The organism is Cohnella endophytica (assembly GCF_003628305.1).
GTDB lineage: Bacteria > Bacillota > Bacilli > Paenibacillales > Paenibacillaceae > Cohnella > Cohnella endophytica.
Window position 1 is genome coordinate 352,338 of the sequence record NZ_RBZM01000001.1, and the last position, 16,740, is coordinate 369,077.

At 46.5% G+C, this 16,740-nt stretch carries 17 protein-coding genes; 14 read left to right on the plus strand and 3 right to left on the minus strand.

Annotated elements, in window-relative coordinates; genetic code table 11:
• The first annotated feature begins 31 nt into the window (after positions 1–31).
• A complete protein-coding gene (locus D7Z26_RS01705) occupies positions 32–400 on the plus strand; it encodes a DoxX family protein (RefSeq protein WP_120974146.1) in 369 nt (122 codons plus the stop codon).
• Between the two features lie 58 nt (positions 401–458).
• On the opposite strand, the gene ybaK is transcribed toward D7Z26_RS01705, so the two are convergent.
• Entirely contained in the window at positions 459–932 is a 474-nt protein-coding gene (gene ybaK / locus D7Z26_RS01710; RefSeq protein ID WP_120974148.1) for a Cys-tRNA(Pro) deacylase, read from the minus strand.
• A 133-nt stretch (positions 933–1,065) separates the two neighbouring features.
• Here ybaK and D7Z26_RS01715 point away from each other — a divergent pair, with 133 nt between their 5' ends.
• The 4 genes from D7Z26_RS01715 to msrA all read left to right on the plus strand — a co-directional run bounded on the left by D7Z26_RS01715 (position 1,066) and on the right by msrA (position 3,958).
• Entirely contained in the window at positions 1,066–2,028 is a 963-nt protein-coding gene (locus D7Z26_RS01715; RefSeq protein ID WP_120974150.1) for a metal-dependent hydrolase, read from the plus strand.
• 86 nt (positions 2,029–2,114) lie between these two features.
• Positions 2,115–2,612, plus strand: coding sequence for a DinB family protein (locus D7Z26_RS01720; protein ID WP_120974152.1), 498 nt, complete (start codon positions 2,115–2,117; stop codon positions 2,610–2,612).
• Positions 2,613–2,799: 187 nt separating this feature from the next.
• Entirely contained in the window at positions 2,800–3,426 is a 627-nt protein-coding gene (locus D7Z26_RS01725) for an FMN-binding negative transcriptional regulator (RefSeq protein WP_120974154.1), read from the plus strand.
• A 13-nt stretch (positions 3,427–3,439) separates the two neighbouring features.
• Positions 3,440–3,958, plus strand: a complete 519-nt coding sequence (gene msrA / locus D7Z26_RS01730) for a peptide-methionine (S)-S-oxide reductase MsrA (RefSeq protein ID WP_120974156.1) — start codon at positions 3,440–3,442, stop codon at positions 3,956–3,958.
• Positions 3,959–3,969: 11 nt separating this feature from the next.
• On the opposite strand, the gene D7Z26_RS01735 is transcribed toward msrA, so the two are convergent.
• Positions 3,970–6,093: a heavy metal translocating P-type ATPase gene (locus D7Z26_RS01735; protein WP_120974158.1), complete on the minus strand. Its 2,124-nt coding sequence runs from the start codon at positions 6,091–6,093 to the stop codon at positions 3,970–3,972.
• A 250-nt stretch (positions 6,094–6,343) separates the two neighbouring features.
• Here D7Z26_RS01735 and D7Z26_RS01740 point away from each other — a divergent pair, with 250 nt between their 5' ends.
• Positions 6,344–6,634, plus strand: coding sequence for an ArsR/SmtB family transcription factor (locus D7Z26_RS01740; RefSeq protein WP_120974359.1), 291 nt, complete (start codon positions 6,344–6,346; stop codon positions 6,632–6,634).
• 75 nt (positions 6,635–6,709) lie between these two features.
• Positions 6,710–8,071, plus strand: a complete 1,362-nt coding sequence (locus D7Z26_RS01745) for an NAD(P)-binding domain-containing protein (RefSeq protein ID WP_120974160.1) — start codon at positions 6,710–6,712, stop codon at positions 8,069–8,071.
• Between the two features lie 441 nt (positions 8,072–8,512).
• Here the strand turns inward: D7Z26_RS01745 and D7Z26_RS01755 are convergent, their stop codons facing one another.
• Entirely contained in the window at positions 8,513–8,695 is a 183-nt protein-coding gene (locus D7Z26_RS01755) for a hypothetical protein (RefSeq protein WP_120974164.1), read from the minus strand.
• 351 nt (positions 8,696–9,046) lie between these two features.
• Here D7Z26_RS01755 and D7Z26_RS01760 point away from each other — a divergent pair, with 351 nt between their 5' ends.
• From D7Z26_RS01760 to D7Z26_RS01790, 7 genes are all read left to right on the plus strand, one after another.
• Positions 9,047–10,540: an FTR1 family iron permease gene (locus tag D7Z26_RS01760; protein WP_120974166.1), complete on the plus strand. Its 1,494-nt coding sequence runs from the start codon at positions 9,047–9,049 to the stop codon at positions 10,538–10,540.
• A gap of 16 nt (positions 10,541–10,556) precedes the next feature.
• The gene (locus D7Z26_RS01765; protein WP_120974168.1) at positions 10,557–10,928 is read left to right on the plus strand and encodes a hypothetical protein; all 372 of its coding nucleotides are present in this window, start codon (positions 10,557–10,559) and stop codon (positions 10,926–10,928) included.
• A 192-nt stretch (positions 10,929–11,120) separates the two neighbouring features.
• Complete coding sequence (locus tag D7Z26_RS01770; RefSeq protein ID WP_120974170.1) at positions 11,121–11,522, plus strand: GntR family transcriptional regulator; 402 nt, start codon at positions 11,121–11,123, stop codon at positions 11,520–11,522.
• Positions 11,522–12,616 (plus strand): DUF5808 domain-containing protein, encoded by a 1,095-nt coding sequence (locus D7Z26_RS01775; protein ID WP_120974172.1) that lies wholly within the window; start codon positions 11,522–11,524, stop codon positions 12,614–12,616. Before D7Z26_RS01770 ends, D7Z26_RS01775 begins: the two co-directional genes overlap by 1 nt.
• 28 nt (positions 12,617–12,644) lie before the next feature.
• A complete protein-coding gene (locus D7Z26_RS01780; protein WP_233566552.1) occupies positions 12,645–14,813 on the plus strand; it encodes a serine hydrolase domain-containing protein in 2,169 nt (722 codons plus the stop codon).
• A 128-nt stretch (positions 14,814–14,941) separates the two neighbouring features.
• Positions 14,942–15,385 (plus strand): cell wall hydrolase, encoded by a 444-nt coding sequence (locus tag D7Z26_RS01785; protein WP_120974174.1) that lies wholly within the window; start codon positions 14,942–14,944, stop codon positions 15,383–15,385.
• 219 nt (positions 15,386–15,604) lie between these two features.
• Positions 15,605–16,687, plus strand: coding sequence for an NAD(P)H-dependent flavin oxidoreductase (locus tag D7Z26_RS01790; RefSeq protein ID WP_120974176.1), 1,083 nt, complete (start codon positions 15,605–15,607; stop codon positions 16,685–16,687).
• Positions 16,688–16,740: the final 53 nt, after the last annotated feature.

The window sequence follows — 16,740 nt, forward strand, 5'->3', positions numbered from 1 at the left end:
TCTAATCCTCTTTAAGAGGAAGGAGAACCTCATGACTATCATTTTTGTTATTTTACAAAGTTTTCTGATCGTCTCCATGACCTTTGGCGGCGTAACCAAGCTTACTGGCTCGAAAAACTTCGTTGAGATGTTCGATTCGCTTAAACTGCCGCAATGGTTTCGAGTCGTTACGGGGTTCGTTCAACTTACCGGGGCAGCCGGACTTGTCGTCGGATACTGGTATCCGGCAGTAGCCGCATGGGCAGGCATTTGGATTGGCATCACGATGCTGGTAGCATTCCTTTCGCATCTTAGAGTCAAGCATCCTGTCGGACAAGCGATACCTGCCTTAGTGATCACATTGATTGCAGCCGCTTTGGTTGTCGTATTTGTATATGGAATGTCGTGTTCCTTAACCTAACAATGTGAAATAAAAGTAGGGACATCCATAGTGGATGTCCCTACTTTGCGTAGTTTTACTAGAGTGTGATCGCCACAAAGCGTGCCGATACTTGTTCGGCAAGACGTGCGGGTTCGATCTCCATTTGCAGGCCAATCCTGCCCGCGCTGACAAGCATCGTTGGCAAGTCTTTGGCGCTCGTATCGATGAAAGTCGGATACAGTTTCTTCATCCCTACAGGCGAACAGCCTCCGCGTATATACCCGGTCCTTTGTTGCAGCTCCTTGACAGGGAGCATCTCGATTTTTTTCGCTCCCGCTGCTTTGGCCGCAAGCTTCAGATCTAGCTCTTCCGCTACAGGGATAAGGAAGACAAACAAATTCGCCCCCTGATGGGCGACGAGCGTCTTGAATACGATTTCCGGCGGTTTGCCGATTTTCTCCGCTACGGCAACTCCGTGAATTTTACCGTCTTCATTATCATAGATCATGATATTATACGGAATGTTTGACTTGTCCAGCATCCGCATCGCATTCGTTTTCGTTTCAGCCATTCGTGCTACTCCATTCTGGGGGTTGTTGTCGTTTACTTTATCCTATTAGCATAACAGAACTGCACATAATAATGCTTAAATTGTCCATACACCAAGAACACTTCGCTAATATGATGTACGAAATCAAAATCATATGGCCAGAGGTGGAGAATTGGACAGCATCAGTCATTTGACGATAGGAAGCACATTAGCCGGGCTTTTAACCGCTATACCGGTAATTTCAAATCATCATGAATTCATGTTGCCTATTATGATATCATGCATCATCGGATCTCTGGCGCCGGATTTGGATGTGATATCAAGACTTAAGCCGGAACTTTATTTGCGCTACCATAGAGGAGCAAGCCATTCGTTTTTTCTTTTTCCTTTTTGGAGTCTGCTCGTAGCCGGTTTACTTAGTGCGTGTTGGTTAAATATCCCCTTTCTCTTATTATGGTTTTCGGTATCCGCGGGCTATTTATTACACATCGTGCTTGACCTGTTGAATAGTTATGGTACACAGATCGCTTACCCTTTTCGAACGGATAGGAAGGGATATCATGTGTTACCGTTGTTCGATCTCGTTCTGTGGTCGGCTCATGCCGTGTTTGCAGTAATTTGGTTACAGCAAGGGTTGGGAACCGGGTTTCCTTTTACGTTGCTTTATGCAGGAAGCGTAGCTTACATTGGGATTCGGTTTTATTACAGGACAAAGATCAAGAAACAGTTGGAATCGAAGCATTCGTCGAGTCAGGTACTGATTTTTCCGACATTTTCCCTATTCAATTGGTCGATTGTACTTGTTGGACATGATGCCGTTCAAGCAGGAGTATGGCGTTACGGGAACATCATTTGGCAGTCTCCGATCAACTTAGGAGAAGCCGGCGACCGCTACGTCAAATGCTCGGAGCAAACAGATGCCGTAAAGCTATTGAAGAATTTCAGCCCGTATTTGGCGGTTCAGAAAATAACCCATCCCGACGGAATCAAAATCAGATGGTTGGATCTTCGTTACCTGGAAAGAGCGAATTACTGTCTCATGGCTTGTGTCCTCATCGATCAATCTTACACCATCCAGCGGTCTTATATAGGTTGGTTCAAGCCGGAGGGGGAGTGAAGAGTTGCCTATGCTTGATTTGATAAAAAAGATGGTTATCATTATATTTAAGCAATTAAACGGATGAACCGAAAGGAGATGGATCTATGGTTAAACAACTGATCGTCGGCGACGCACTGCATGAACTGGCCAATACACGCCGAATTCTGGAACGCTTGCCCGAGGAGCATTTAACATGGAAACCGCACGAGAAATCGATGACGCTCGGTGGACTAGCCACGCATTTGATCAACCTGCTGAATTGGCAAATCGCGATTTTTCAATACTCGGAGTTCGATCTTTCGACCGTGCCGCAACGGCGGGAGGCTCTGGACAAACGCGCAGACGTCCTGGAGGAGTTCGACGCGAACGTCGGCAAGTTTGAAAAGCTGCTCGCCGAATGCGACGAGAACACACTCGGCGAGGAATGGACGCTGCGCAATGGCGACCATATCATCCTCCGCCAGCCGCGTGCGATCGCGCTACGTACCTTCGGATTAAGCCATATGGTCCACCACAGAGCACAGCTTGGCGTATATTTGCGGCTTCTCGATATTCCGGTGCCGGGCTTATACGGACCCTCTGCCGACGATAAAGCCCAATGAACGAAGTGATACTCCGTTATTTTTGAACCCGCGTAAATCGCGGGTTTTTCTTTTTGTCGGGTTACATCCTTGACAAAACATGCAGGATTACCCTATGCTTTTCGGGCGATCTTGAACATCCGAGTTGGCGGGATATAGATCCGGAGCAACGCGGGTCAACCATTTTTCCGGGAAAGAGGCGGTAATCATGTACGTCCCGAAAGCTTACCAAATGAAAGATTGGGAAATGATCCTGGAATTTATTGAACAAAACAGCTTCGGTATTCTGATCTCGAATTCAAATACGTTAACGGCGACCCATCTTCCTTTTCTGGTCAAGACGAATGGAAACGAAATTTATCTTTACAGTCACATGGCAAAAGCGAACCCGCAGTGGAAAGAATTGAGCGGTGAAGCGCTCATCATCTTTAACGGACCTCAAAGTTACATAACTCCGACTTGGTATGCTGAAAAAGAGGTACCGACGTGGGATTACGTAACCGCGCATCTATATGGGGAATTTCAACTGGTCCCAGACACTGACGAGATATTGGATATTCTTAATAGAACGATAAACAATTACGAAGCGGAATCTTCAAATGCGTGGAAGATGAACGAAGTCAGTGAGGAGTACATCAATCAACTTCTGAAACGTATTGTCGGATTCAGAATCCGAGTAACGCATTGGGAGGCAGCTTGGAAGCTTCATCAGGATTACAGCCTAGAAACCAAAAATAACGTCATTAGGGCACTAGAGCTTCGGGGTGACGATAACTCAAAACAACTAGCTGAGCTAATGAAGAAAGTTAATGGCATTAATTCCGCATCCATCTAGGAGGATTATGTAAATGCAAAAAGCAACCTTTGCCGGCGGGTGTTTCTGGTGTATGGTTACACCGTTCGAAGAACTCCCGGGGATTATAGATATCGTATCAGGTTACACCGGCGGTTCGAAGGAAAACCCTACGTATGAAGAGGTTAAATCCGGAAATACGGGTCATGTTGAAGTCGTACAAATAAGGTTTGATCCGGAACTTTTCCCCTATGAAAGGTTATTAGAACTTTATTGGCAACAAATTGACCCGACGGATGAGTTTGGGCAATTCCATGATCGAGGAACACAATATTCAACCGCGATATTCTACCACAACGAACAGCAATTAGAGTCGGCACTTCAATCTAAACAAGCATTGGAATTAAGCGGTCGGTTTGAAAAACCTATCGTAACGAAAATATTACCGGCTACAACCTTCTATACGGCCGAAGATTATCATCAAGACTATCATAAAAAGAATCCTAAATATTATAAGGAAGATCGTGAGAAGTCCGGTCGCGATCAGTTTATAAGAGACAATTGGACAAAATAAAAAATTGGATATTAAGCGGTCGGGGACGATTCCGACCGCTTTTGAATTAAGATCGTAAGACTAACCAGGGTAACAAAGATAGTTGCTCCCATGTCTGACAGGATAGCTACCCATAATGTCAGCCAGCCGGGAATGGTGAGAAGTAATGCAATAAGCTTTAATCCCATGGATACGCCGATATTAAAACGAATGATACGGTTTACTCTACGGGCTACTTTTATCGCATCTGGTAACTTGCCTAAATGATCTTGCATGAGTACGACATCCGCAGTTTCAATTGCGCTATCCGTTCCCTTTCCCATAGCAATGCCAATTTGAGCGGAGGCTAGAGCAGGGGCATCATTAATACCATCGCCGATCATCCCCACAACACCTTTAGTTGCTAATTCCTTAACTTTTTCAACTTTTTCTTCAGGGAGTAGATTGCCGAAATATTCAGTAACCCCAACGGCGTTAGCCACTTTCTCCGCCGTTTTTTGGTGGTCGCCCGTAAGCATAACAGTATGGCGGATTCCGTTCTTATGCAAGGTTGCGATAACTGATTTGCTTTCTTCGCGAATCTCGTCCGAGATTCCAAACATTCCTAGAACTTTTTCCTCATCAGCCACTAAAACCAACGTAAGGCCGCTTTCCTTTAACTGATCAATGGTGTCTTGAACACTTCTCGGGATCGTAAGGTGCTCCATGCTTTTTTCGTTACCGAGCCAATATTTATTCCCCTCGTAAGTGGCTATGATCCCTCGACCTGAAATAGCTTCAATTTCGTCAGCATCCTTTAAACTAGTACCTGAAGTTGCTATATGTTTCATAATCGCTTTAGCAAGAGGGTGAGTTGAAGATTTTTCAATCGCTCCGGCTACAGCCAAAAACATCGATTCATCGTAGATAACAGATTTCTCAACGTACGGTGCGCCTTTCGTTAAGGTGCCGGTTTTATCAAAAGCTAAAGTATCGAGTTTTCCTAATTGTTCGAGGAATACGCCGCCTTTGACCAATATTCCATTACGTGCGTTACGCGTAATGCCGGCTACGATCGCAATCGGCGAAGATAAGATTAATGCGCAAGGGCATCCAACTATAAGGACGGCGAGACCTTGATATAACCAGTCCGACCAATCTCCTCCAAATAGAAGAGGAGGGATTACGATGACTAGACCAGCTATGATCATGATTAGCGGTGTGTAATACTTTGCGAACCTGTTGATGAATAACTCTGTAGGCGTCTTGGTTTCTTGCGCTTCTTCCACTAAATGAAGGATCTTGGCTAAGGAAGAATCCTGATAAGCTTTTTCAATCCGAATTTGCAGAACACCTTCATTATTAATGCTTCCGCCGAATACAAGTTCACCCTCAGCCTTTTCAACAGGTAGAGATTCACCCGTAATCGCCGCTTCATTGACAGAGCTTTTGCCTGAAATTACAGTTCCATCGGATGGAATCTTTTCTCCCGGCTTCACAAGTACGAGATCGCCAGCGATTAACGTTCCAATAGGTACAACCGTTTCTGTACCGTTCTCTAATTTAGTCGCTTCTTTAGGTGCGACTTTAAGCAATGTTTCCATTGAACGTCGAGCCTTTTCCATTCCAAGCCCTTCGAGCAACTCGTTTATCCCGAATAGGATGGCGACCAAAGTCGCTTCTTTCCATTGGCCAATCGAGACCGCTCCTACAAGGGCGATTGTCATTAAAGTATCAATGTTAAATCGAAGACGAACGAGGTTCTTTAGTCCCTTTAAGAAAGTGGAGTATCCGCTTAATGCAGTCGCAGTAAGGTACAGCAAAATTACAGTGGATGTTGCCGAATGACCGTCCATGAATATTGCAGCTAAATAAATGACAGTTGAAGCTACGAGCGTTCCAATTATTTTTTTATTCCCTTGACTATGCTCATGATCATAAGCTCCGCTATTATGATCATGACCTTCATGGGAATCTTGCACTGGTTGCTCAATATAAGCTCGATCTGACTTGAGAATACTCTTCACTTTATCTAATGGAACACGCTCATCAAGAATTAACTTTCCGCTATTGTAGCTAAGAGTAGCTGATTCCCCGTGTTCTAATTGACGAATTTCATGCTCTAACACTCGAGCGCAATTCCCGCAGGAGAGTCCTTTAACTCGATATTCGGTCAATATGGTCATCCTCCTAATACAAATGAATACTTGCTCATATATTATTCTTTTGCTCAAATTAAGTCAATGATTAGTGTACCTTTCCGTATAGAAGATTAATCAAATTATTTTGATTAAATATTGAAACCACTTAGATTTATATGCTAAGATTACTACATCAAGTATTTTTGATTAATGGAGGGACTCTAAAGAGTAAGTTGAATTTTAAGGAGTGAAATATGTGATTAAACAACCACCGATTATCCAGTCTATTCCGGAACGTACTGATTTCGCACCCTACGAGCAGAAATTCAAGGCACTAGCCGATCAAAAAAGGCTGCAAATCATGTTTGAACTCACGCAAAGAGGAAATACATGCGTTTGCGATCTAGAGGATATTCTGGGGATGCAGCAGTCTAAGCTTTCTTACCATTTGAAGATCTTGCTGGATGCGGGGCTCATTCTTCGTGAGACAAGAGGGACTTGGAGTTATTATGAACTGAACCATGAAGAAGTGAACAACCTTTTGTCGCCTCAGTTATGTTGCCTGTTCCGCAAATAAGAATGTGAGGACATTGGCTTTTCATGAAGTATAAATCAAAATAATTTGATTTATAAAACCCAGGAGGTTTTTAGTATGAGTGAATGTTGTTCCATAAATGCAGAAAAGATTGCCATGAATAAGAGCTTCAAGAAAGTTAATGTGACATCAGCAAACAATTTGAAGTTGCCGGTGGCCATTATCGGCGGAGGCCCGATTGGATTAGCCGCAGCCGCTCATTTGGTTGAACGCGGAGAAAGCTTTATTCTATTCGAAGCTGCGAAACATATTGCCGGCAATATCGAAAAATGGAGTCATGTCCGTTTGTTCTCACCTTGGCAATATAACATCAACAAAGCGGCAAAGAAATTGCTCGAGGATAGCGGATGGGTTGCCCCTAAAGATGAAGAGTTGCCGACCGGTGGAGAACTCGTGGAAAAATATTTGAAGCCGCTAACTCAACTCCCCAGCATTCAACCCCATATCCATTTGGGTGCCAGAGTCGATGCGATTAGTCGGAAGGGACTAAGCAAAATCAAAACCGCTGGACGAGAGAAGTTGCCATTTGTTATTCATGTTGAAACAGATGGAGGTCATCAAACATTCGAAGCGAAAGCCGTAATCGACGCTTCGGGAACTTGGTCTAATCCCAATCCCGCTAATTCCGAAGGCGTGTGGACAGGTGACGAAACATCCCTTGGACAGCGCATTGTCTATGGTATTCCAGATGTTCTGGGAAGCCTACGGGACCAGTATAAGGGCAAAAAGGTTCTTGTCGTCGGCAGTGGTCATTCCGCGATCAATGCCTTGCTTGAATTGGATAAATTAAAAGCGGAAGAGCCATCTACGGAGATCGTCTGGGTAATACGTAAATCGAGTTTAGTCGAAGTATACGGAGGACAAGAGAACGATAGTCTGCAGGAGCGCGGAGCTCTGGGTATTCGTCTCCAACAGCTCGTCGAGAAGGGACATGCGAAAGTGTATACTTCGTTTAATCTGAAACGTTTTAGCGAAGAACATGATGCAATCACAGTTACTGGTTACCAGGACGGCGTGCTCGTTCACATTACGGGAATCGAAGAAGTCATCAGCAATACGGGATCCCGTCCTAACATGGCGTTACTTCGTGAAGTAAGAACGATGATGGATTCAAGCATCGAAAGCGTAGACGCGCTTGCGCCGTTAATAGATCCCAACGTTCACAGCTGCGGAACTGTTCGGCCACATGGGGAGAGAGAGTTACGTCAACCCGAGCACAATCTATATATCGTAGGCGCTAAAAGCTATGGCAGGGCTCCGACCTTCCTGATGGCAACAGGTTATGAGCAGGTACGCTCCGTTGTAGCCGCGCTGACTGGAGATTGGGAGTCAGCAGCCAAGGTAGAGTTAGATTTGCCGGAAACGGGCGTATGTAGTGTTGGAGGACAAAATAATTCCAATTCGTCTTGTTGCTCATAAAGTTAATCAATAGGATGACAGCAACTAAATAATTAGAAATTAAATGTCCGGGCGACATACTCCAGCTTGGCCGTGTCCAACATCTCTTGCCAATCGTCGAAGAAAGTATGATTTGCTATGTGTTCGTCAAACAAGTCTGCGGGGATGTTTTGAAAGTCTTCCTGACAGCTGACTTCAAATCCCCCGGCGTTTAACATTTCCATAAAGGATTTAAAGACTGTGAACTTCTTCATAAATGAAGGAATGAATACTAGTTCACTCTGTATTTCATCGAACCCATTTAATTTATTTTTAAAAAGAAACGCCTCCTTGTAACTGTCAACTTACATCATTCGAAAATATATCCTTTTACGCGGCTGTTTATGATGTGTTGATTTAATAATGTGAAAAATCCCCGCTTTGCCGTGAGGCTGGGCGGGGATTGTGATATTTGCGTGTCTGTTAGAAGAAGAAAAATGGGAAAAAGGGTTCCTCAAAACGTTCAAATGGCTCGAAACGTTCAAAACGATCAAAACGATCGAAACCAAACGGGAAAAAGGCTTTTGTACGTAGTGGTTTCGCGGTTTTAAGTTTTCTCGCGCTCGTATGGACTTTCTTCTGATTTTTATTTTTCGCAACTTCCATATGTTCACCTCCGTCTAACTGATCCTATTTAGAGAAAGATTGAAGAAACGAGATTAACAGCTAATGCCCGCACGCAGAATGATTACCAATAAAATGAAGAGAACTAATACGAATGCAGCAGCTTGCATAAGAATTCACCACCGAATGTGTATTGTGATTGCTCGTCACACTGTTAGCATATGTGTGTTTAAGAATACCGTCAGTGCACTTGTACAGATCCTTCATGAATCCGCCAATACACTACGGTTTGTCATTGACAACGCCATTCGCACCCTTTATAATTCGTTTGAATTGCTTGTGATAATCATTCTCAGCACATTAGAACGATTACAAACTAGAGGTGTAGCAATAGTGAAATTAGGAAGAGGGTTAATACTCGCGTTTGCGTTGTTTCTAGGATTCAACGTAACTCCCGTATTCGGTGAAGCGAAGTCTGCCGAAGAGAACGTGAAACAAGCGAACGCGATGGTGGAACAGGCAATCACGCTTGCGAACGCTCAAGACGTTGACGGCGCGAAGAACACATTCAAAGAGTTTAAAACCCAATGGTTCGATATCGAAGATGGCGTGAAGGAGAAATCCCGTTCGACTTATAAAGCCGTCGAGGATGCCATGGGCAAAATCGAATTCGCATTCCTGCAAGATCCCGTCCAAACGGCTAATGCGGTCAACGCTTTGAACGAACTATCCGAAGTTAATAAGCGTTTTATTGCTGGCGATTTCCCCGTAGACGTTCCGGCAACGTCGAAAACGAAGGGGACCCTCGCATCCTTGATCGGCCTGCTTAATGAAGCCAAGCAAGCATTAGATCAAGGTAACGTCGCTAAAGCCAAGGACGTAATCGCACAATTTCGCGAATCATGGCTCGATATAGAAGGAATCGTCTTATCCCAATCCGCGTCCGCGTACGGCAATGCCGAAAGGGATATGGTACTTACCTATGCGTATCTAACGAACGATCCTCCGAAGACGGAAGAAGCCAAGCACTCGATAGAAGAAATGGTCGGGTATTTGCAACCGCTCGCTGCTAAAACCGCCTACAACATGCTAGACGCCGTCACGATCCTGCTGCGCGAAGGGCTTGAAGCGCTTCTCGTCATTGTCGCGCTGCTCGCGTACTTGAAGAAATCGGGACACGAGGATAAACGTAAATGGATTTGGTCCGGCGTCGGTACAGGCATCGGTTTAAGTCTAGCCCTCGGTATCGTCGTACAAGTGCTATTTTCCTCGGGCGTGTTCGGCTCGAATAATTTTATGATCGCAGGGTTTACCGGCCTATTCGCCGCTGTCATGCTGCTTTACATGACGTATTGGCTGCATAGTAACGCCAACATCTCTTATTGGAATCATTACATCAAGTCAAAGAGCTCTAGCGCATTAGCCAAGGGAAGCTTGTGGTCACTCGCGATACTAGCGTTCTTGGCGGTGTTTCGCGAAGGCACCGAGACGGTATTGTTCTTGATCGGTATGGCATCGTCGATCTCGCTCCTCAATCTGCTCGTGGGCATCGGAATCGCGGTATTTATCTTGCTTGCCGTCGCTTACGTAATGTTGAAGTTCGGAGTGAAAATCCCGATCAGGCCATTTTTCCTCATCTCAAGCTTACTGGTATTTTATCTTTGCTTTAAGTTCGCGGGCATGGGCGTACATGGCCTGCAGCTCTCCGGTCTGCTTCCCGCAACGGAAGTAACAGGTCTAACGACGATCGACTTCCTCGCCGTATACCCGACTTGGGAAGGAATCGTGCCGCAGCTGTTTCTCATTATCGCTGCCACAGGAATCATCATCTGGAATCGAATTAAGGATCTACGTTTACAAAAGCAACTCAAAATAGAAAAAGCATAATAAAGGGGATTCATCTATGTCGAGATTGAAAATGAAGTTGGGAATCGTAATGATACTTTCGGCTGCGATCGTATTATCGGCATGCGGAAATAAAGGCGGCAACAAAATTTCCGACGGCGTATCCAGCATGAAGGCCGTATTAACGGAAGTCCAATCGGCGGTAGACTCGGGCGATGCTGCAAAGGCAAAAGCCGAAGCCGCTAACCTGGAGAACGCATGGGCTAAGTTCGAGGACGACGTCAAAGAGAAGTCCAAAGATCTGTACGAAAAAGCGGAAACTCCGCTGCACGTCATTGAAGCAGGATCTGAAATCGAGCCGCTGGACAAGGATACTCTTACGAAATCCGTCACTGAGTTGAACCAAGTCCTTGACGATATCAATAAATAAATCACTAATAAACCCAAATTCGACTTCAAGTCGAATTTGGGTTTTTTCTTAACCGTTCATACTGGATGTTTCCTTATTATCCTATTTGAACGGCTTGCGTGTTATTTTTATATGTGTTATATATGTAATATAACAAATAAAAAACGGGGCAGGTGGTACGATTTTCCGCAGCTTCCTTAAGGAGAGACATATATGTTCATAGAACTCGATCTGCAATCGGAAACCCCGATTTACGCACAACTGGTTGACCAAATCGTAGAAGGGATTGCCTCCGGTGCCTTGCAGCCGGGGGATCCGCTTCCGTCGGTCCGGAGCTTAGGGGAGGACTTGGGGATCAATCTCCATACCGTCAACAAGTCCTACAATTTGCTCAAGCAAGAGGGCTTTCTTCAAGTACACCGGAAAAAGGGCGTTATCGTTCAGCCCGATGGAATGCCCGGCGTCACTGACGCATTCGAGGAGAAGCTCCGGCGACAGCTGCGGTCTCTTGCTGCGGAAGCTGCTGTTCGAGGCATGACGGAAGCGGCATTCACACAGATGAGCACGTCGTTGTACCGGGATACCATTACGAATCGCGGAGGGGAACAACGTTAATGGCACAGGAAACGATGATCATGATGTCCAGTTTTTATTTGATTATCGCGTCGATGCTCAGCTTGCTGGTCTATATGGGCTTGCGAACGCTGATGTTCGGCATCACGTTGCCGGCGGAGGCGCTTCAAGATGCGGCCGTCCGAGGCATTCGACGGAAATATGTCTTACTCATCGGCGGTTTTGCGGTCGTCGTCGGAGGAGTTTGCTTTTTCTTGACGCGTCATCAAACGGCGGGGCAGAATGTCCAGTACTGGACGACAGCCATCTTGCTTTTAATGATTGTGTCTGTCATCGCCATTCGGATCAGCCGGATGTCCGCGCAACGTTTGAAGGCGGCAAGAGGCTGGCAGGTCGTCGTGCAGACGAGGCGTGCAGCAAGCCTCGCGATCGACCGTAAGCATAGCTCGGTGCTGAGCACTTGGTGGTTTTCGGCGCATGTTGCCGTGATGTTGCTATGCATCTTCTTTGCTATTGCGAGGTGGGATGAAATTCCGCAATGGTTCGGTACGCATATGGGGCCGAACGGCTTTGCGGATCATTACACCTACAAATCCGTACGTACCGTGTTCATGCTGAACATTGTGCAAGTCCTGATGATCTCGTTATTCGCCGGCTTCAATCTGATGATCGGCCACGCCAGAATATCGCTGGATCCCAAGAACCCGGAAGGTTCGTTGCAAAAACAATTGAAGCTCAAAAAAATCCATTCGATTACGGCTTGGGGCCTTTCGCTGCTGAGGGTTGCAAACTTAGGGTTGACGCAAGCCGTAACGCTTCACGGTTGGAAGTTTAATCTGCTGTTCCGCTATGGCATCGCGTTCCAGGCAGCGTTCTTCTTGGTGCTTATCGGCGTCATGCTGTATCAGCGAATCAGAGGTCTTGACCAGCAAGGGGACGTTCCGTCGCAGGAGGAGAGGCACTGGAAGTGGCTCGGCAGCATTTACGCGAATCCCGAAGACCCGGCGTTGTTCGTTCCGGATCGATACGGATTCGGATGGACGATCAATTTGGCTAATCCGGTCGGCAAGATTATAGCCGCTGCAACGATTGCTGTTCTGGTGACCGCCTTTCTCGTGTTTACCTACTTTAGATAATCAATCTCCGGAAGGGAGAGTTAAAAAGATGAAGAGTCGATGGTTCATGGGAGCCGTGCTCTCTTCGTGTCTGCTATTAACCTCCTGCGACGACAACAAAACACCGGCAGAGACGCAGAACCTTGCAGTGACGTTGAATACATCCCAGGTGATCGAGCCAAGCGCCGTTCCGATAACCGTGCCATCGGCGGCAGTGGACTCACCTTCGAACGAGGCTTTGATCACCTACGAAGTAACCCAGAAAGCTGCAAAGGCGAGTGCAGATCTCCTCACGACAACTTACGATACGAACAGCGTACAGTACGCACTTATCGATCATGGCCACATCGTTGTATCCGGCCAATCAAGCAAGAATGATGAGCAGGGACTGAAGTCACTCACGAAAGACACGATGTACGGGATCGGCTCGACGAGCAAAATGTTTACCGCCGTTGCCGTCATGCAGTTGGTCGACCAAGGGAAAATCGATCTCGATACGCCGGTCGTTCAATATATCCCCGAGTTTACGATGAAGGATGACCGCTTCAAGCAGATAACGCCGCGCATGCTGTTGAATCATTCTTCCGGTCTAAATGGATCGTCTATGACGAATGCCGCTTTATTCGAAGACAACGATACTTACGCCCACGACACGCTGCTGAAGCAACTGGCCGGACAGACCTTGAAGGCGGACCCGGGTGCTTACTCGGTTTACTGCAACGACGGATTCACACTGGCCGAGATTCTGATCGAGCGAGTCAGCGGCATGGACTTTACTTCTTATATTCATCGAAATATAACGGAACCTCTGGGTATGGCCAATACGGAGACGCCGCTCGATTCTCCGAACGAAGCGAAGATGGCGGAAGTCTATTATCCTAGCTATAATGGACAACTTCCCAACGAGTCGGTCAACGTGATCGGTGCAGGCGGCATTTATTCCACGGCGGAAGATTTGGCTCGATTCTCGCAAATTTTCACGGGCGAAGAGGAAGGAGTCTTGTCCGGCATATCGGCTAAGGCTATGGCGCAAGAAGAGTACAAGACGCCTCTTTGGCCTGACGACGCGGACAACTCGATCGAATACGGTCTTGGTTGGGACAGCGTCAATCTGTATCCTTTCAAAGAGTATGGAATAAAGGCGCTGACCAAAGGCGGGGACACGGTTCTCTATCATGCATCGCTCGTCGTGCTTCCCGAGCTGGACCTGGCGGCAGCTGTCGTCACTTCCGGTGGGACCAGCACAACCGATCAGCTTCTGGCGAACGAAATCCTGCTTCAGGCGCTGAAAGAGAAAGGGGCCATTGCCGATTTCAAGCCTGAGAAGTCGTACGGTGCGCCGGTAAAAGCTGAAATGCCGAAGTCCGTATTGCAGAATTCGGGAATCTATGGCGCATCCGGTACAACGGTAAATATCGATATAACCGAAGGCGGCGTCATGTCCATCACTTCGGAGCAGTCGCCGGAAAACCCTACCCAGATCTACAAGTATTCGACGGACGGTACGTTCAGGAGCGAAGATGGGAATGTGATGATCAGCTTCGTGACGAAGGAGAACGGAAGCACCTACTTATGGATACGTCAATACGCTTCATTGCCGGGTCTTGGGCAGATGGCTATGTCCGTGTACAACGTCGAGAAGCTCCAGCCTCAAGATCTACCGACAAAGACAAAAAAAGCATGGATGCAGCGTGACGGCAAGAAGTTTTATCTGCTGAGCGAGAAGTACACGTCGATCGTGTATTTGGCGATGCCGCCAGTCCTATTGAATGTGTCGAAACAATTGCCGGGGTATGTATTGGATAAACGAATAACGGGCCCGAATACGGCCGTCTCCGAATTGCAAATTCCGGGAATGAGCGGGAGGGATCTCTCCAGTTATACGTTCTTTAAACAGGACGGCGTTGAGTACCTGAAAATTGGCGAAAGCATCTTAGTGAACGAGGTCGACGTGAAGCCCATCAAAGTCGCTAAGAAGTCAATCGTTAAGATTCCGTCGAGCGGATACGCCCAATGGTATACGATAAGCGATAAAGACGGGGGTAAGATCGTTAAGGTGAGCATGTCCTCGAACGCCTCGTTCGCCGTTTATAATGCGGAGGGAACGTGCGACTATTTCAGTGTCATCGGAGGCAAGGATCAGGTCGAACTGCCCGCGGGAGGATCCATTGTTTTCGCCGGAGATGCCGGCTCGAAGTTCGAGATTTCCTCGCAGTAACGCAAAAGACACAACGGCAGCCGATCTCCTGATCGGTTGCCGTTGTCTTATTACTCTCTATTTTGTCAGAGTAACACATCCGCTTCGCCTGCAATATGATGAGTCTAGAAATCTAAAGAGGTGAGCCGATGGCAGTCGTAAAGGCTAGGCAACAGGATATTGATATGTTGGCAAGATTGCTTCGAGCTGAAGCTGAGACCGAAGGCGAAATGGGCATGCTCCTTGTTGGAAATGTGGGCATTAACCGAATAAGAGCGAATTGCTCCGATTTTAAAGGACTCCGGACAATTCCCCAAATGATCAACCAGCCGCATGCGTTCGAAGCGTTGCAACATGGTTTGTACTATCAAAGCGCAAGAGATAGGGAACGCCGTCTGGCGCAACGGTCAGTAAATGGGGAGCGGAATTGGCCAGGCAAATTCTCCTTATGGTACTTCCGTCCGGGATCGTTCGAAAATCCAGGACCATGTCCGCCAACCTGGTATAATCAGCCGCTTGCAGGACGATGGAAGAAGCACTGTTTTTATGAACCGACTGGGGAAGAATGTGAAAATGTATATAATACGTTTTAAATATATAGTCCGATTCGAATCCGCGTAAATCGCGGGTTTTTCTTTTTATCCCCCTCGTGCATGTATCTTTCCGTCGGATGAATAGAGTCGGTATAATAGAGTTACAATAATTTAAGAGAAGACCTTATCAACTGCGGATTCAATTGCTACTTTGCAACATTTCAACGGGACTTATAAGGTTCCTTATTCCATAAAACAATAACAGGAGGCATTCTTACAATGTTTGAAACTGAGTTAACACGTACCCTTAACATTCAATACCCGATCTTCCAGGCACCGATGGCAGGTGGACCAACGACGCCCGAACTGATAGCAGCCGTTTCAAACGCCGGTGGTTTGGGAAATCTGGGGGCCGGATATTTAGCGCCGGATCAAATCCGTAACGCGATTCACAAGATCCGACAATTAACTGACCAACCTTTTGGAGTCAATTTGTTTGTACCTGAGAAACAAGAAGAATCAGAAGTAGAAGTTAGTCTAATGAATGATTACCTCAATAATTATCGCGTCGAACTCGGAATTGAAGTAAACCCATCCATTCTGAAGTCTTCGGAATCGTTTGAAGAGCAAGTACAAGTATTGCTTGATGAGAAAATTCCGGTATTTAGTTTCACTTTTGGTGTAGCACCTCATAACATTATCCAAGCCATGAAGCAGCAGGGGACAGTTGTAATTGGCACTGCAACAACAGTTGAAGAAGCTAAATATTTGGAGGCTGCTGGCGTAAATGCTATTGTGGCCCAGGGAAGCGAAGCAGGAGGGCATCGAGGCACATTTTTGAAAAATGTCTCCAACCCATTAATAGGCACCATGGCTCTAGTTCCGCAAATTGCAGATCATGTATCGATACCGATCATCGCATCGGGCGGGATCATGGATGGCCGTGGTTTTTTAGCAAGCCTAGCGTTAGGGGCCTCTGCTGTACAGATGGGTACTGCTTTTCTGGCATGCATCGAGAGCGGCGCCCATGAATCGTATAAGCAGAAGATCCTTTCAGCCAATGAGGACTCCACTGAATTGACACGCGCATACTCGGGAAAACCGGCAAGAGGCATTCGAACGAAATTTATGAATGACATGCATCAGTATCCCGGAAATATCCCGGCCTACCCGATTCAGAACGCCATGACGAGAGATATTCGTCAAGCAGCTGCAAAAGCGAATAACCCCGAATATATGTCACTCTGGGCGGGTCAAGGTCTTAGGTTAGCCAGTAGCCAATCAGCGGCTACAATAGTCGAACGCACAATCGATCAAGCAAATGAAATTGTTAATGCGAATTACAATTTGCGGAATGGTTGATCACTTATAGGAAATGGTAGATAATAGAATATGGAATGCTAGCAGAACGATAT

What these genes read in the sequence shown, in the direction of transcription:
- D7Z26_RS01705 (WP_120974146.1), top strand. Translation starts at nt 32, where the DNA reads ATGACTATCATTTTTGTTATTTTACAAAGTTTTCTGATCGTCTCCATG.
- ybaK (WP_120974148.1), bottom strand. Translation starts at nt 932, where the DNA reads ATGGCTGAAACGAAAACGAATGCGATGCGGATGCTGGACAAGTCAAAC.
- D7Z26_RS01715 (WP_120974150.1), top strand. Translation starts at nt 1,066, where the DNA reads ATGGCCAGAGGTGGAGAATTGGACAGCATCAGTCATTTGACGATAGGA.
- D7Z26_RS01720 (WP_120974152.1), top strand. Translation starts at nt 2,115, where the DNA reads ATGGTTAAACAACTGATCGTCGGCGACGCACTGCATGAACTGGCCAAT.
- D7Z26_RS01725 (WP_120974154.1), top strand. Translation starts at nt 2,800, where the DNA reads ATGTACGTCCCGAAAGCTTACCAAATGAAAGATTGGGAAATGATCCTG.
- msrA (WP_120974156.1), top strand. Translation starts at nt 3,440, where the DNA reads ATGCAAAAAGCAACCTTTGCCGGCGGGTGTTTCTGGTGTATGGTTACA.
- D7Z26_RS01745 (WP_120974160.1), top strand. Translation starts at nt 6,710, where the DNA reads ATGAGTGAATGTTGTTCCATAAATGCAGAAAAGATTGCCATGAATAAG.
- D7Z26_RS01755 (WP_120974164.1), bottom strand. Translation starts at nt 8,695, where the DNA reads ATGGAAGTTGCGAAAAATAAAAATCAGAAGAAAGTCCATACGAGCGCG.
- D7Z26_RS01765 (WP_120974168.1), top strand. Translation starts at nt 10,557, where the DNA reads ATGTCGAGATTGAAAATGAAGTTGGGAATCGTAATGATACTTTCGGCT.
- D7Z26_RS01770 (WP_120974170.1), top strand. Translation starts at nt 11,121, where the DNA reads ATGTTCATAGAACTCGATCTGCAATCGGAAACCCCGATTTACGCACAA.
- D7Z26_RS01775 (WP_120974172.1), top strand. Translation starts at nt 11,522, where the DNA reads ATGGCACAGGAAACGATGATCATGATGTCCAGTTTTTATTTGATTATC.
- D7Z26_RS01780 (WP_233566552.1), top strand. Translation starts at nt 12,645, where the DNA reads ATGAAGAGTCGATGGTTCATGGGAGCCGTGCTCTCTTCGTGTCTGCTA.
- D7Z26_RS01785 (WP_120974174.1), top strand. Translation starts at nt 14,942, where the DNA reads ATGGCAGTCGTAAAGGCTAGGCAACAGGATATTGATATGTTGGCAAGA.
- D7Z26_RS01790 (WP_120974176.1), top strand. Translation starts at nt 15,605, where the DNA reads ATGTTTGAAACTGAGTTAACACGTACCCTTAACATTCAATACCCGATC.